Source organism: Cellulomonas xylanilytica, from assembly GCF_007989805.1.
In the GTDB taxonomy this organism is placed as follows: domain Bacteria; phylum Actinomycetota; class Actinomycetes; order Actinomycetales; family Cellulomonadaceae; genus Cellulomonas; species Cellulomonas xylanilytica.
Genome location: NZ_BJUB01000011.1, coordinates 51,973 through 67,325, shown reverse-complemented (window position 1 = coordinate 67,325; position 15,353 = coordinate 51,973). Strand labels below are relative to the sequence as shown.

Here is a 15,353-nt window from a genome sequence, read left to right as displayed (position 1 = left end):
GGTCCTCTCAGGTCGTCGTTGACGTGGTGGGACAGCGCTGGCTCTGCGAACCGACGCGGCGGTGCTGCGGTTCTGACATCGTTATCGACATCGTTATCGAGCGATCCAAGACACATCGCCCGTTCGGCCGATCGCAGGGCCGAGCAGGTACGGGCACGCAGCGAGGCCGCCGTCGCGATGGTGTGCGACGACGGCCTCGCTGCGGTCAGGCGGAGACCGAGACGGCAGTCCAGCGCGGGCTGTCGACGCCCACCGGGTGGACGGCACCCGTGAGCGTCAGGCGCGCCTCGGTGTCACGCTCGGCGCACGACGGGCCCACCCAGAGCTCGACGTCGCCGGGCTCGACCACGCGCACGAGGTCGCGGTCGGAGAACGCGAGCCGGGTCGTCGGGACCGAGAAGGTCACGACGGCTGACTCGCCGGCCTCGAGGTGGACGCGCCGGTACCCGACGAGCTGCGCCACCGGGCGGGTCACCGAGCCGACGACGTCGCGCGCGTACAGCTGCACGACGTCGGCCCCGGGCCGGTCCCCCGTGTTGGTGACGCGGACGCTCGCCCCGATGTGCCCGTCGGTGGGCACCTGCGCATCCACCTCGAGGTCGCTGTGCACGAACGTCGTGTACGACAGCCCGTGCCCGAACGGGAGCGCCGGCGTGCTCCGCAGGTTGGTGACGTCCCCGTTCCCGCCCAGCTGCGGGTGCAGGTACGTGAACGGCTGCGCGCCGGCGGAGCGCGGCAGGCTCACGGGCAGGTGCCCCGACGGGTTGACCCGGCCGGAGAGCACGCCCGCGACGGCGGTGCCGCCCTCCTCGCCCGGGAAGAACGCCTGGACGACGGCCGCGCACCGCGCGAGCGCCCAGTCGACGGCGTACGGCCGGCCGGTGAGCAGGACCAGGACGACAGGGGTGCCCGTGGCCAGGACGGCCTCGACCAGCTCGCGCTGGACGCCCGGGAGCTCCAGGTCGTCGCGGTCGCAGCCTTCCCCCACGGTCCCCCGGCCGAACAGCCCGGCGTGGTCGCCCACGACCAGCACGGCCACCTCGGCGGACGCCGCCGCCTGCACGGCCTCGTCGAACCCGGACCGGTCGTCGTCATCGACCGCGCAGCCGAGCGCGGCGACGATGTCGGCACCGGGCAGCTCGGCGGCGAGCGCCGCGCGGACCGTCGGGCTCTCGAACCCGACCTCGACCTCGGGGTGGTGCGCGAGGACGTGGTTGAGGAACGAGTAGCACCCGAACAGCGCCTCGGCCCGGTCCGCGTTCGGGCCGATGACCGCGACCCGCGAGGGTCCGCCCAGCGGGAGCGTCCCGTCGTTCGACAGCAGCACGACCGACTCCTCCGCCAGGCGGGCGGCGATCCGGCGGTGCTCGGGGCTGTCGAGGTCGACGTGCGTGGGCGGCTCGTCGTCGAACGTCGCGTCGAGCAGGCCGAGCTCCTCCTTCTGGCGCAGCGCGCGCAGGACCGCGCGGTCGACCAGCGCCTCGTCGACGCGCCCGGCCCGGACCGCCTCGGCCAGCGGGGTCAGGTACGCGTCACCCGTCGGGAGCTCGATGTCGACGCCCGCCGCGAGCGCCAGGCCCGCCGCCTCTCCCAGGTCGCCGGCGACCCCGTGCAGGAGCTGCAGGAACGCCACCCCGAAGTAGTCCGCGACCACCGGGCCGTCGAAGCCCCAGCGGTCCCGGAGCACGCCGGTGAGCAGGCTCGGGTCCGCCGCCACGGGGACGCCGTCGATCTCGTTGTACGAGCTCATGACCGAGCGCGCCCCGCCGTCGAGCAGCGCCATCTCGAACGGCACCAGCAGGACGTCCTCGACCTCGCGCCGACCGGCGTGCACGGGTGCGAAGTTGCGCCCCGACTGCGAGCCGGAGTAGCCGACGAAGTGCTTGAGCGTCGCGTGCACTCCCGTCGACTGCAGGCCGCGGACGTACGACGTGCCGAGCGTGCCCACGACGTACGGGTCCTCGGAGATGCACTCGTCCACCCGGCCCCACCGCGGGTCGCGGATGACGTCCAGCACGGGTGAGAGGCCCTGGTGGATGCCGAGCGTGCGCATCGAGCCACCGATGGCCTCGCCCATCTCCTCGACCAGCTCGGGGTCGAACGAGGCGCCCCAGGCCAGCGGCGTCGGGAACGTCGCCGCCCGCCACGCCGACAGCCCCGTCAGGCACTCCTCGTGCACGAGGGCGGGGATGCCCAGCCGCGTCTCGCGCACCAGCCGGCGCTGCATGTCCCAGAGCCACCGCGCACGCTCGACCGCGTCGACCGGACGGGTGCCGTAGACACGGGTCAGGTGGCCGAGACCGTTGCGCGTGGACTCGTCGAGGGTCTGCTCACGGGTGAACTCGCCCTGGAGCGGGGCGACGACCTCGCCGTCGCCCTTCTCCCAGAACCCGACGATCTGCGCCAGCTTCTCCTCGAGCGTCATCCGGGCGAGCAGCTCGCTCGCACGGTCGACCGTCGCGGGCACGGCCCGGGTCTGAAGATCCGTCACGGATCTGTCTCCTTCGGTGGTGACGTTCTGGATGATGCTCACGGATCAGCCCTTGACCGCGCCCTGGAGGCCGTTGACGATCCGCTTCTGCATGGCGAGGAAGAACACGAGCGCCGGGATCATGGCCAGCGTCGTGAAGGCGAAGACGCCCGCGGTGTCGGAGGAGTACTCCGAGGAGAAGTCGGCGACGCCCAGGGGCAGCGTCTTCATGTCGCTCTGCAGCAGGAGCAGCGGCAGCAGGTACGCGTTCCACGAGCCGACGAACGCGAGCACGCCCACCGTCACCATGCCCGGCCCCGACAGGGGCAGCAGGATCCGCCAGAAGAAGCCGATGCGGGAGGCGCCGTCGAGCAGCGCCGCCTCCTCGAGCTCGTCGGGCAGCGCCTGCAGGAACGGCCGCAGGATGACGACGGTCACCGGCAGCGCGAACGCCGCCTGCGGCAGCGCCACGCCCCACCAGGTGTTCCCCAGGTTCAGGTCCGTGATGAGGATGAACAGCGGGATGATCGCCACGGTCGCCGGGAACAGCAGTCCCAGGACGAAGATCATGAAGACCTGCTCGCGGCCCTTGAACTTGTAGCGGGCCAGCGGGTACGCGGCCATGATCCCGAAGACCACCACGAGAGCGGTGGTGAGCAGCGCGATCACGGTCGAGTTGAACGCGTACTTCCAGAAGTCCGGGTTGGTCAGGACGCCGGAGTAGTTGAAGAACACCCAGGGGTCCGGCATCCCCGCTGGCGACTCCGCCAGCTGGGCGTTGGTGCGGAAGCCGCCGAGCACCCCGTACAGCACGGGGCCGATGGTGAGGGCGACGACGACGAGCGCCAGCGCGTACACGAGCGGGTTGCCGCCCGTGTACTTGCCGGTCTTGCGACGGGCGCCGTGCGTGGAGGGCGACGTCGGCGACGTCCGGGTCAGGGTGTCGGCGCTCATGCCTTGACCTTCTTCCGGGAAGCGGGGTCCTGGATGTCCCGGCGCAGGATGAAGCGCTGGTACAGGAGGGCCAGGACGAGGGCGACGACGAAGAGGATCACGGAGGCCGCCCCGGCGATCCCGTAGTTCTGCCGCTTGGTGCCCTCGTTGATGAGGAACGTGGCCATGGTCGTGGTCGCGTTGGCGGGGCCGCCGCCGGTGAGGATCCACACCATGTCGAAGAGCTGCAGCGAGCCGATCATCGACAGGAACGCCCACGTGCGGATGGTCGGGCCGAGCAGCGGGATGGTGATCTTGCGCTGCGTCTGCCACCAGCTGGCGCCGTCGATCTGCGAGGCCTCGTAGAGCTCCTCGGGGACGCTCTGCAGGCCGGCGAGGAACAGGATCACCGCGAGACCGAGGTACTTCCAGGTCAGGACGACGATGACCGTCCACAGCGCGTACTCGGGGGTGCCGAGGAACCCCTGCGCGGGGCCCTTGATGCCGACCGCGGCGAGCATCGCGTCGATCACGCCGTACTTGGGCTGGAGCAGCTGGTACCACACGACACCGGCGATGACCTCGGCCAGCACGTACGGCACGAAGATGATCGTGCGCAGGACTCCCTGGCCCCACATCTTGCGGTTGAGCAGCAGCGCGATGGCCAGGCCGAGCGGGAGCTGGATGGCGATCGAGGCCACCACGATGATCAGGTTGTGCTGGAGCGCACCGATGAACACGTCGTTGTTCAGCACGCTCACGTAGTTCTTCAGGCCGACGAAGTCGACCAGCGGGCCGTAGCCCTTCCAGCGGTAGGCCGAGAGCTGGACCGCTCGGACGATCGGCACCACCACGAAGAACAGGAACAGCAGCAGGGCGGGTGCCACGAAGAAGGCGATCTCCAGGCGCTTGCGGAGAGCCGACCCCGTCCCACGGCGTCCGCCCGGGGCCGGGGCCGCCGGCCGCGCCGAAGCGCGACCGGCGACCTGGGCCTGCGGGGAGGACGTCGCAGGCGAGGCGGTGACGCCCACGCGGGCGGTCGTCTCGTCTGCCACGTCGGTCACTTCTCCGCGTCAGCCGCCGCCTGCGTGGCGTCGACGATGTCCTGCGGGGTGGCCTGGCCGGCGAAGGCCAGGGCGATCTCGTCGTTCATGGCCCCACCGACGGAGGCACCGAACGCCGTGTCGAAGTAGAGCTGGACGTACGGGGCCGCGTCACGGACCTTGAGGAGCTCGGCCAGGGCCGGGTCCGACACGTACTGCGAGGCCGTCGAGTTGGTCGGCAGACCCATGTCGAGCTCCGCGAAGCCCTTCTGGACCTCGTCCGAGAGCAGGTAGACCGCGAAGTCCACCGCGGCGTCGGGCGCCTCCTGCGAGACGGCCCACGCGTCACCGCCACCGAGCGCGGCCTCGGGGTCGCCCTCGCCGCCGTCGACGGCCGGGAAGGGGAACCAGCCGGTGTTCTCGCCGAGGCCCTTGCCGTCCTCGGTGAGGCCCTGCATGACGCCGGGCTCCCAGTGGCCCTGCATCTCCATCGCGACCTTGCCCGTGGCCAGGAGGCCCGAAGCGCTGGTCGCACCCTCCTGGGCCTTGGTCGACAGGAAGCCCGCGTTGAACGGCTCGGTACCGATGAGGGCCTCGAGGTCCTCGCCGGCCTTGACGAAGCACGCGTCGGAGAAGTCGAGCGTCTGCACGGCGTCCGTCAGGACGTCCTGCGAGCACTCGCGCAGCGCGAAGTAGTACCAGTAGTGCGCGGCCGGCCACTTGTCACCGGCGCCGACGGAGACGGGCTCGATGCCCGCAGCCTTGAGCTTGTCGACGTCCTCGTTGAACTCGTCCCACGTGGTGGGGGGCTCGGTGATGCCGGCCTGCTCGAAGAGCGCCTTGTTGTACCAGAAGCCGACGACGCCGACGGAGAACGGCAGGCCGTACGTCTTGTCGTCCACCTGCCAGCCGGCGACGGAGCCACCGATCTTCTCGATGGTGTCGGCGGCCGCCTCGGAGATGTCCTTGGTCAGGCCGGCCTCGACGTGGTCGGCCAGCTCGCCGCCACCACGCTCCATGTAGACGTCGGGGGCGTCTCCGCTCTGGAACGCGGCGTCGAGCTTGGTGAGCATGTCCTCGTGCTGCATGGCGGTGACCTCGACGGTCACGCCCGGGTTGGCGGCCTCGAAGTCGGCGGCCACCTTGTCGTAGTAGTCCTTGCCGTCACCCGTGTTGGAGTTGTGCCACCAGGTGACCGTGGTCGCGTCACCGGACGCGCCATCGGTGGAGCCCTCCCCCGCGTCGCCCGAGCTGCAGGCGGTCGCGAGCAGGGCAATACCAGCACCCAGGGCAAGGGTGCGAAGGACGGTTGTCCTCATCATCGTTGAATCTCCTCGTCGTCACTGACAGGGCTGGACGGCGCCAAGGTTGACACCCAAGGCTGTGCGAAGTCAATCGTTGTCGATAACGTTATCGAAACAGAGGTCTCGGATCGATAACGTTATCGATACCATGCTCTATGCTCCACCACGTGGACTCGACACCGCGCGTGAAGATGGAAGACGTCGCCCGGGCGGCAGGGGTGTCCGTCGCGACGGTCTCCAAGGTGGTCAACAGCCGCTACGGCGTGGCGCAGAGCACGCTGACGCGCGTGCAGGAGGTCATCGACGAGCTCGGCTACGAGGCCAGCCTCGGCGCCCGGTCGCTGCGCAGCCACCGCACCAACGTCCTGGGCATCCTCGTGGCGGAGTTCGAGCCGTTCAGCACCGAGCTGCTCAAGGGAGCCTCGTCCGCGGTCGGCTCGACCGGCTACGAGCTGCTCGCCTACTCCGGCGGCGGCCGCGGCGCCGACGTCGGCTGGGAGCGGCGCTACCTGTCCCGGCTGTCCGGCACCCTGATCGACGGCGCCATCATCGTGACCCCGACGGTCGTCGAGGCGAACACCGGCGTGCCGGTCGTGGCCGTCGACCCGCACACCGGCCCGACCGGCCTGCCGACCGTCGACTCCGACAACTTCGCCGGCGCCGTGCTGGCCACCGAGCACCTCATCGGGCTGGGCCACCGGCGCATCGGCTACCTCGGCGGGCGTCTCGACCTCGAGTCCGCCCGGCTGCGCGAGGACGGGTTCCGCAAGGCGATGGACACGGCCGGACTGCCGGTGGACGAGGCGCTGGTCGCGGTCGGCGGGTACCGCCCGGAGACCGCCGACGGGCCTGCCCGCCTCCTGCTGGGCAACCCCGACCGGCCCACCGCCGTCTTCGCCGCGAACGACCTCTCGGCCATCCACGTGATGGCGGTCGCGGGCGAGCTCGGTCTGTCGGTGCCGGACGACCTGTCGGTGATCGGGTTCGACAACGTCCCCGAGTCGGCGCTGGCCTCTCCCCCGCTGACCACCATCAACCAGCCGCTGCAGGAGATGGGCGCCGACGCGCTGCGGCTGCTCGTCGACCTGATCGACGGCAAGGAGCGCTCGACCCACCTGCGCCTGCCCACCGAGCTCGTCGTCCGCGCGTCCTGCGCACCGCCGCGCCGCTGACCCTCCCTCAGCTGTTGCTGCGGGCCTGCCACGTGCAGACGCAGACCTCGTTGCCCTCGGCGTCCGCCAGGACGGTGAACGCCGGCGCACGGTCGTCGCTGACCAGGTGACCGCCCGCGGCGACCGCCGCCGCGATGCGGGCCTCCGCCTGGTCGTGCGGGACGCTGATGTCGAGGTGGATCCGGTTGCGCTGCGGCCGGGGCTCGTCCATCTGCTGGAACCAGATCGCGGGGCCGATGCCCGCCGGGTCGCTCACCTCGTCGTCCCCGGTGACCTCGTAGCCCATGACGGCCGCCCAGAACGGCACCACCGCCGGGATGTCGAGGGCGTCGATCGCGATCTCGAGGATCTCGCTGCGCGGGACGTCGCCCTCCAGGCCGAGCTCGTCGGCGAGGGCGCTGACCGTGGCGGCCAGGTCGACGTCCCGCTGGGTGAGGCCGCCGGCGTCGTGGCTCGAGGTGGTGACCGTGACCTGTCCCCAGCGCAGGACGACGTCGGGGTGGTGGTTCGCCTCGTCGGCGGCCGCCGCGACGCTCGCGACGAAGGCGGCCGCGGTGCTGAAGTCGGGCGCCGTGAACGTGGCGCGCAGCGACCGCAGCAGCACGCGCCAGTGCCGGGCGTCGACCGCGGCCGTGACGTCGGAGTGCGGCAGGAGCGTGGTGTCAGCCATGCCGCCCACCCTGCCACCGCACGGTCAGCGCTGCAGCGCCGCCTCGGCCTCGGAGTCGGCGCCCGCACGGATGTGCCGCGTGACCCACGGGGCCAGGGCGAACATGGCACCGGCGAACGCCAGGGCGATCAGGCCGATGATGCCGAAGTACTGCGTCGGGCCGACGTCGGGCGTCGACTGGATGACCTGCGCGGCGATCGCGTTGCCGGCCGACGGGGCGAGGAACCACAGCGCCATCGCCTGCCCGCGGAACGCTCGCGGTGCCAGCAGGGTCGTCGCGGCGAGCCCCACCGGGGACAGGCACAGCTCGCCGACCGTCTGGATGACGTAGACCGTCACCAGGACCCACGCGGAGGTCTGGGCGCCGTCGGCCAGCCAGGAGGCGCCGGCCAGGAAGATGAAGCTCAGGGCGGCGAAGGTCAGGCCGAGCGCGAACTTCACGGCGGTGGGCGGACGGTCGTCGAGCTTGATCCAGAGCCACGCGAACACGGGCGCCAGCAGGATGATCGTCGCCGGGTTGACCGACTGGAACAGCTCCGGCGAGATGGTGGTGCCGAAGATCGTGAGGTCGGTGTTGTCCTGGGCGTAGGACGCCAGCGTGCTCGCGGCCTGCTCGAAGATCATCCAGAAGATCATCGCGGCGACGAAGAGCGGGATGTAGGCCCGCAGCCGGGTGCGCTCGTGGCTGCTCACCTTGGGCGAGCGGAACATGACGACGAAGGTCGCGACCGGGGCGGCGAACGCGAGGTAGGAGATCGCGTCGATGAAGGTCGGCAGGCCGAGGCCCCCGTGCACCGCCGCAGCGACGGCGAACGCCAGCGCGATGCCCGCCAGGACGACGGCGAAGAGCCGGACCACCGCCGGGCGGTCCGCCGGGGTCAGCGGGTTGGGCGGCACGTCGCCCGCGCCACCGAGGTACTTGCGGCCGAGCACGAAGAACACCAGCGCGATCGCCATGCCGACGGCCGCGACCGCGAACCCCGCGTGGTACCCGCCGGCCGCGCGGGCCGCGCCCACCAGGAACGGGGCCGCGAGCGAGCCGATGTTGATGCCCATGTAGAAGATCGAGAAGCCCGAGTCGCGCCGCGGGTCGTCCCGGTCGTACAGCTCGCCCACCATGCTCGACACGTTCGGCTTGAGCAGGCCGGTCCCGAGGGCGACCAGCACGATGCCGAGGTAGGAGAACAGCGCCTGCGGGACCGTGAGGAACACGTGCCCTGCCGCGATGACGATGCCGCCGTACAGCACCGAGCGCCGGGCACCGATCACGCGGTCCGCCAGCCAGCCGCCCAGCACGGACAGCAGGTACACCGACGACCCGTAGATCGCGACGAGCGCCTCGCCCGACGTCTGCTCGATGCCGAGGCCGTCGTTGGCGACCGTGTCGGTCAGGTAGTACAGGAGGATCGCGCGCATCCCGTAGTAGCTGAACCGTTCCCACAGCTCGGTACCGAAGAGGGTGAGCAGACCGAGCGGCTGACCGAAGAAGGCCCTGTCGCTCGGCAGCGTGTCGCTCCTGCGGGCGCTGGCGCCCGAGCCCCCCGGCTCATCGCTCATGGGTTCATGGTGGCCTCGCCCCTGGGTGCGCACCACTCGCGGACCGCCGGAGGGCGGACCGGCCGGTCCGCGGCTACCGTCGCCAGGTGCCCACGATCCACTGGTTCCGCCGCGACCTGCGGCTCGCGGACAACCCCGCCCTGCTGGCCGCGGTGGAGCAGGCCCGGGCCGCCGACGACGAGGTCGTGCCGCTGTTCGTCGTCGATCCCGCGCTCTGGCGCTCGGCCGGCGCGCCGCGCCTCACCTATCTGGCACGCAGCCTGCGGGCGCTCGACGAGTCGGTCGGTGGGCGGCTCGTCGTGCGCCACGGACCTGCGTCCCAGGTGGTGCCGGCGGTCGCGACGGAGGTCGGGGCGCCGGCCGTGCACGTCACGGCGGCGACCGAGCCGTACGGGCGGCGGCGCGACGAGGCCGTCGAGCACGCCCTCGACGTCCCCCTGGTCCGCACCGGGTCGCCCTACGCCGTGGCACCCGGCCGCCTGACGACGCAGGGCGGCACCCCGTTCCAGGTGTTCACGCCGTTCCGCGGGGCCTGGCTCGACCACGGCTGGTCCGCCCCCGCGCGCCGACCCCAGCGGGTCCCCTGGGCGGACGTCCGCTCGGACGGCGTCCCCGACGAGCCGGCGACGGACGTCGACCTCCCGGCAGCCGGCGAGCGGGCGGCCCACGCGCGCTGGACGACGTACCTGCAGGACGAGCTGGCCGAGTACGCCGACCTGCGCAACCGGCCCGACCTCGACGGCACCTCGAGGCTCTCGATCCCGCTGAAGTACGGCGAGCTGCACCCCCGGACCCTCCTCGCGGACCTGGCGCAGGCGCCGTTCGACGTGGCCACGTTCCGGTCCGAGCTGGCGTGGCGCGAGTTCCACGCCGACGTGCTCTGGCACCACCCCGGCGCCGCGCAGCAGTCGCTGCGGACCGTCGTGCCGGAGGACTCGTGGGCGTCGGGCGACGCGGCCGACGCCGCGTTCGAGGCGTGGGCGGCCGGGCGGACCGGGTACCCGTTCGTCGACGCCGGCATGCGCCAGCTGCGCGCCCTCGGCTGGATGCACAACCGCGTCCGCATGGTCGTCGCGTCGTTCCTGGTCAAGGACCTGCACGTGCGGTGGCAGCGCGGGGCGGCGCACTTCATGGAGTGGCTGGTCGACGGCGACATCTCGCAGAACCAGCTGAACTGGCAGTGGGTCGCCGGCACGGGTCGCGACGCGGCGCCCTACTTCCGGGTGTTCAACCCGGTGACGCAGGGCGAGAAGTTCGACCCCGACGGGACCTACGTGCGGCGCTGGGTGCCGGAGCTGCGGGACGTCCCCGGGCGCGCCGTGCACCAGCCGTGGAAGCTGGGGCTCGAGGCGCCCGAGGACTACCCGGACCCGATCGTCGACCACGGCGCCGAGCGCAAGGTGGCCCTCGACGACTTCCACCGCGGCCGCGACTAGCGGCGCCCGAAGACCGTCCCGCTCAGGACCGGGGTGTGCGCGTGCTCAGGACCGGGCCGACGAACGACCCGCTCGAGTTCTGCGCGACCACCCGGTAGTAGTACGTCGTGCCCGGCGACAGGCCGGTGACCAGCTCGCTGGCGACGGTCTTCTCGTACGTCAGCGCAGCCAGCGACGTCACGACGGACGTCCGGCCCAGCGCCGTGGTGGTGCCCCACTCGAGCCACGCGGTGGTGGGCAGGCGGTGCGGATGGACCTGCGCCTTGAACGTCGTCGACGTGGGCGTGGTCCCCGCCGTGTACTGGCTCGAGGACGTGGGCTTGCCGGCCGTCTCGAAGGTGCCCGTCAGCACGGTGGTGCCCGCCGGTGACCGGGTGGTCGTGCGCAGGTAGTACGTCGTGCCGGGACGCAGGCCCGTCACGGCGTGCTTCACGGTCTTGGCGTACGTGACCGCCGGGACCTCGTAGACGGGGCTCCCGTTCCCGTACGCCGCCGTCGTCCCCCACTCGAACCTGACCGTCCCGGCGTAGCCGTGCAGCTGGGCGACGGCCTGCAGCGTCGCGGACGTGGTGGTGACGTCCTTCTGCTCGGTCGTGACCACCGGGGCCGGCGCGGACACGACGGCGACGGTGTCCGTGGCGGTGGTCCCCGACGCGTCGGTCACGGTGAGCCGCGCGGCGAAGGTCCCGGCGGCGTAGGTGTGCGTCAGCCCGACCGGCGGGGCTCCCGTCCCGGAGACGGGTGCGGACCCGTCTCCGTGGTCGAGCGACCACCGGGCGACTCCCTCACCGGCGCCTCGCCCGGTGCCGGACGACCGGGAGCCGTCCAGCGTCACGGTGAGCGGCGCGCTCCCGAGCGTCGTCGAGACGCGCAGGTAGGCGCTCGCACGTGTGCGAGCCGCCGGGTCCGCCGCGATCGCGGAGAACGCCGCCAGCGCCGCCGGCGAGGAGTCCGCGTACCACGGGCAGCTGCCGTGCTGGTGGAAGTACAGCACCGCCTTGACCTCCGGCCACGCGGTCCAGGTGGCCATCGAGTCCCTGATCCAGGCCGCCTTGCGGTTCGGGTCGGCGGGGTCCTCGACCGACCCCCACTCGGCGATCATGAGCGGCTTGCCGTGCGCCTGCCCGTACGCCCGGAACGACCTCGCCGTGGTGGACACCGAGCTCCAGCTCGTCTGGAGGTTGGTGCTGCACCCGAACCAGTTGTAGACGTCGAGGCCCATCCAGTCGACGACGTCGTCGCCCGGGTACAGGGCGTCCGCGCTCGGCGAGGCCGAGGTCCCGAACGGCGTCGGCGTGACGATCCACGTCCAGACCACGTTGGTCACCCCCCGCGCGCGGAAGACCTCGACGTAGTGCCGCCACGCCGCGCGGTACTCGGCCGGCGTGCCGAAGCCGGTCGCGTAGTCGGGCTCGTGCTGGAACGTCAGGAACATCGGGACGCCGATCGCGGCGACCGCGGCGGCCTGGGCCGCGATCTCGGCGTCGTGCGCGCCGCCGGCGATCGCCGCCCAGCCGACCTTCGTGCCGTCGGCGCGCTTGCTCGAGACCGACAGGGCCGGCGTTCGCCCGCGGCGCACGGACGCGGCGACCGGGCCCGCCAGGTCGTGGTCCCAGAGCCGGTAGATCCGGTGCACGTCGAGCTTGCGCCCGACCGCGTCCTCGAACCGGGCCACGGCAGCCTCGGAGGTCACCTGCGTGCCCTGGTCGACGAAGGCACCGAACAGCAGGCCCGACGGCGGGGTGAGTGCAGCCGCCGCGGAGCCAGCCGGGGGTACCGCGTCGGCAGCCCGGGCGGGCACGGCGCCGGCGACGACGAGCACGCAGGCGAGGACGACAGCCCACCAGAGGGTGCGACGCCTCGCCGCGCGGACAGGGGTGACGACGCCCGTGACGGGCAGGAACGCTCGCACCGGAAGGCACTCCTGGTTGTTCTCAACGGCCCGAGAAGTGGGCGCCTCGGCTCGTCCCGCTCGGCGGCGGCTTGCGGGACGGACAGAAAGAATGGACGGGTGTCCACGACACCTGCCCGAGTCACAATGGAAGGTGACTCCATTGTGAGATTCGCCTCGCGCACATGTGCGGGACGTCACGAAGGCGGCACGACCCGCCCCTCTCTTCCATCGGCTCTCGAGCCCTCCGGCGTGAGGCCCACGTGCACAGGGACTCCCGGGCTGATGAACGCGGGCTTCCGAGCATCCCTCGACCAAAGCTCGTGGGCGACGACCGTCGGCCGCCGGCGACCCCGCACCGCAGGACAGCGAGCCTCGCCATTGATTCCCTGCGCAAACGATGGACGCCCTGCTTGCATTCCTGCTGCAGGTCAGCGACCTTGTTCCCGACGCCCGAGATCTATCCGTGTGCGCGATCGTGTGGGTCGTCTGGCGCCCTCGACGGGCTCCCCATCGCCTGACGCGGCACGGCCCGGGGGCAGGCGTCCGGCCCTGCCCCCGTGCCCGCGGTGGCTAGGCCGGGACGAGCTGCGGCTCCTGCTCGGACGCCTCGGCGAGCGCGGCACGCGAGGCGGCCCCGGTGTCGCGCAGGTGACCGGTCGCCGCGAGCAGGAGACCGACCAGCGCCCAGGACCCCAGCGCGACCCAGAGCTGCGTCGTGCCCGCCTGGGGGAAGTACGACTCGTCCCGCAGGAGCGCGGCCGCGGCGCCCGGGGGCAGCCACTGGCCGATGGCCCCCCACGGGGCGGGCAGCATCTGCCACGGCTGGGCGGCGGACGCGATCGGGTTGGCGACGAGCAGGAACAGCACCGGACCGATCGCGATGCCGGGCCGACCGACCACGGAGACGACGCCGACGATCACGCCGCCGATCGCGAGGATCGCCAGGCCGATGATGCCCGCGTTGACCCAGTACGAGCCGGCGAGCGCGCCGAACCAGCCCTGGAGCACCCCGGCGACCGCGAGCCCGCCGAGGACCGAGTAGGCGGTCACCGCGGTGACCCGGCGCCAGACGCCCACGACCGTGACGGAGATCGCGATGCCGCCGATCATCCCGCCGATGACCAGCGGGAACGTGACCGCGCCGAGGATGGCGCCGCGGGGGTCGCCCGGCAGCAGCGGGACGAGCTCGGTGACCGTCACGGGGACGCCGAGCTGCGCCTGCATCGACGGCGCGAGCGCGGTGAGCTGCTGCGCGACGAGCGGGCTGCCGCCGGAGGCCACGAGGATCTCGGGCTGCTCCCCCAGCACCAGGGCGCCGTACGCGTCGCGCGTCTCGACGAGGTAGACGGCCGCGGCGCGGTCGGCGGCGGGGACCACCTCGAAGGCGCCGGGGGCGCGCTCGTCGAGCCCCTGCGCGACGGGCGCGACGGCGGCGGGCGGGCCGGCGACCGCGACGGGGAGGTCGCGCGGCTCGGACGTGACCGCGGGCCAGAGGAAGGCGAGCACGAGGACGGTCAGGACGCCGACGAGTCCGGCGCCCACGCCGACCAGGTGGCGCCACGGGGTGTGCGGCATGGCGAGATCCTCTCTTAAAGCGAACGTTCGTTCTTGTAGGTACAGCGAAGACCCCGCGCGCCGTCCTTGTCAAGAACGATCATTCGTTTTTATGCTGTGCGGTGCCCAAGGTCACCGAGGAGTACCGCACCGCCCGTCGCGACGAGATCGCGGAGGCGGCCCTGCGCGCCTTCCGTCGCAAGGGCTTCCAGGCCACGTCGATGGCGGAGATCATCGCGGAGTCCGGGCTCTCGGCCGGGGCGATCTACGGGCACTACGCCAGCAAGGACGCGATCATCGTCGACGTCGCGTCCCGCGTGGTCGGGAACCGCATCCTCGACGTCGAGCGGCTGGCGCGCACCGAACCCCTCGCGCCGCCGCCGACCCTCCCCCGCGTGCTGATCGGCGGCATGCTGAGCGCGCTGGGCAACCCGGCGATCATGCTGCAGCTGTGGGGCGAGGGCGTCACCGACCCCGAGGTCCGCACGGTGGCGCACGACGTCATCGTGCGGCTGCGCGGCGCGCTCGCCGAGTACACGTCCCTGTGGCACCAGCGCACGCACGGCACCCCGCCCGAGGAGGCCGACGCCCTCGCCGCCGAGCAGGTGCCGCTGCTCATCTCGGCCGTGCAGGGGTTCGTGGTGCAGTCCGCGATCGTGCCGGACTTCGACACGGAGGCGTACCTGGCCAGCGTCGAGAAGTACCTGCCCCGCTGACTCAGCCGGGGATCTGCGTCGCGCGGTACTCGTCCTCGAGCAGCGCCATGATGATGCCGTCGCACCAGCCCGGCCCGTCCCGGTAGGCGTCGCGCTTGCGCCCCTCGACGCGGAAGCCGAGGTTCTCGTACAGCGACTTGGCGCGCGCGTTGATGCTCAGCACGTCGAGCTCGACGCGGTGCAGCCCGAGCCCGTCGAACGCGAGGCCGAGGATGAGCTGGATGGCCTCGGTGCCGTACCCGCGCCCGCGGTAGCCCGGGCGCATCGCGAGACGGAGGTTGGCGGACCGGACCACGTCGTCGATCTCGTTGAGGACGATCTCGCCGAGGTACTCGTCCGACCCGTTCGCGGTGACCGCGAGGTCGATCCGACCGTCCCGCGACGCGATCGTCGCGCACCAGTGGTCGATCTCCTCGCGGGTGAAGACCTGGGTGGTCCCGGTCAGCCGGTTGCCCTCGGCGTCGTTGACCGACTCCCAGAGCGCGTCCGCGTCGCTCGCCCGGATGGGGCGGAGCACGATCATCTCGCCCTGGAGCGTGGGCTTCTCCATCGGTGCCTCCTGTCGCTTCGGCGAACGCTACGGCTCCGGTATGGCAGGCAGGTT

The 15,353-nt window shown here is 72.0% G+C and carries 12 protein-coding genes; 3 read left to right on the top strand and 9 right to left on the bottom strand.

The features are described 5' to 3' along the window. Positions 1–205 precede the first annotated feature (205 nt). From CXY01_RS16505 to CXY01_RS16490, 4 genes are read right to left on the bottom strand one after another with little or no spacing between them, the layout of a single operon-like run. Positions 206–2,491, bottom strand: a complete 2,286-nt coding sequence (locus CXY01_RS16505; protein ID WP_503825988.1) for a beta-xylosidase/alpha-l-arabinosidase — start codon at positions 2,489–2,491, stop codon at positions 206–208. Between the two features lie 45 nt (positions 2,492–2,536). Next, a complete protein-coding gene (locus tag CXY01_RS16500; RefSeq protein ID WP_146929365.1) occupies positions 2,537–3,424 on the bottom strand; it encodes a carbohydrate ABC transporter permease in 888 nt (295 codons plus the stop codon). Continuing rightward, entirely contained in the window at positions 3,421–4,458 is a 1,038-nt protein-coding gene (locus tag CXY01_RS16495) for a carbohydrate ABC transporter permease (protein ID WP_146929362.1), read from the bottom strand. The genes CXY01_RS16500 and CXY01_RS16495 overlap by 4 nt, the downstream gene beginning before the upstream one ends. A 5-nt stretch (positions 4,459–4,463) precedes the next feature. Then, a complete protein-coding gene (locus CXY01_RS16490; RefSeq protein ID WP_146929359.1) occupies positions 4,464–5,768 on the bottom strand; it encodes an ABC transporter substrate-binding protein in 1,305 nt (434 codons plus the stop codon). A gap of 173 nt (positions 5,769–5,941) precedes the next feature. On the opposite strand from CXY01_RS16490, the gene CXY01_RS16485 reads away from it, so the two are divergent. Beyond that, positions 5,942–6,922: a LacI family DNA-binding transcriptional regulator gene (locus CXY01_RS16485; RefSeq protein ID WP_146929693.1), complete on the top strand. Its 981-nt coding sequence runs from the start codon at positions 5,942–5,944 to the stop codon at positions 6,920–6,922. A gap of 7 nt (positions 6,923–6,929) precedes the next feature. Here the strand turns inward: CXY01_RS16485 and CXY01_RS16480 are convergent, their stop codons facing one another. Both CXY01_RS16480 and CXY01_RS16475 read right to left on the bottom strand, forming a co-directional pair. Further along, the gene (locus CXY01_RS16480; protein ID WP_146929356.1) at positions 6,930–7,592 is read right to left on the bottom strand and encodes a 4a-hydroxytetrahydrobiopterin dehydratase; all 663 of its coding nucleotides are present in this window, start codon (positions 7,590–7,592) and stop codon (positions 6,930–6,932) included. A 24-nt stretch (positions 7,593–7,616) separates the two neighbouring features. Beyond that, on the bottom strand, positions 7,617–9,149 hold the full coding sequence (locus CXY01_RS16475) for a peptide MFS transporter (RefSeq protein ID WP_146929353.1): 1,533 nt from the start codon (positions 9,147–9,149) through the stop codon (positions 7,617–7,619). 86 nt (positions 9,150–9,235) lie between these two features. Here CXY01_RS16475 and CXY01_RS16470 point away from each other — a divergent pair, with 86 nt between their 5' ends. Beyond that, positions 9,236–10,585, top strand: a complete 1,350-nt coding sequence (locus tag CXY01_RS16470; RefSeq protein ID WP_146929350.1) for a cryptochrome/photolyase family protein — start codon at positions 9,236–9,238, stop codon at positions 10,583–10,585. Between the two features lie 22 nt (positions 10,586–10,607). Here the strand turns inward: CXY01_RS16470 and CXY01_RS16465 are convergent, their stop codons facing one another. Together CXY01_RS16465 and CXY01_RS16460 are read right to left on the bottom strand one after the other, a co-directional pair. Further along, a complete protein-coding gene (locus CXY01_RS16465; RefSeq protein ID WP_146929347.1) occupies positions 10,608–12,497 on the bottom strand; it encodes a glycosyl hydrolase in 1,890 nt (629 codons plus the stop codon). A 552-nt stretch (positions 12,498–13,049) separates the two neighbouring features. Further along, positions 13,050–14,054 carry a hypothetical protein gene (locus CXY01_RS16460; RefSeq protein ID WP_146929344.1) on the bottom strand — a complete coding sequence of 335 codons (1,005 nt, stop codon included), beginning with the start codon at positions 14,052–14,054 and terminating at the stop codon, positions 13,050–13,052. Positions 14,055–14,155: 101 nt separating this feature from the next. Here CXY01_RS16460 and CXY01_RS16455 point away from each other — a divergent pair, with 101 nt between their 5' ends. Beyond that, the gene (locus tag CXY01_RS16455) at positions 14,156–14,749 is read left to right on the top strand and encodes a TetR/AcrR family transcriptional regulator (RefSeq protein WP_146929341.1); all 594 of its coding nucleotides are present in this window, start codon (positions 14,156–14,158) and stop codon (positions 14,747–14,749) included. A 1-nt stretch (position 14,750) separates the two neighbouring features. Here the strand turns inward: CXY01_RS16455 and CXY01_RS16450 are convergent, their stop codons facing one another. After that, positions 14,751–15,299, bottom strand: a complete 549-nt coding sequence (locus CXY01_RS16450; RefSeq protein WP_146929337.1) for a GNAT family N-acetyltransferase — start codon at positions 15,297–15,299, stop codon at positions 14,751–14,753. Positions 15,300–15,353 lie beyond the last annotated feature (54 nt).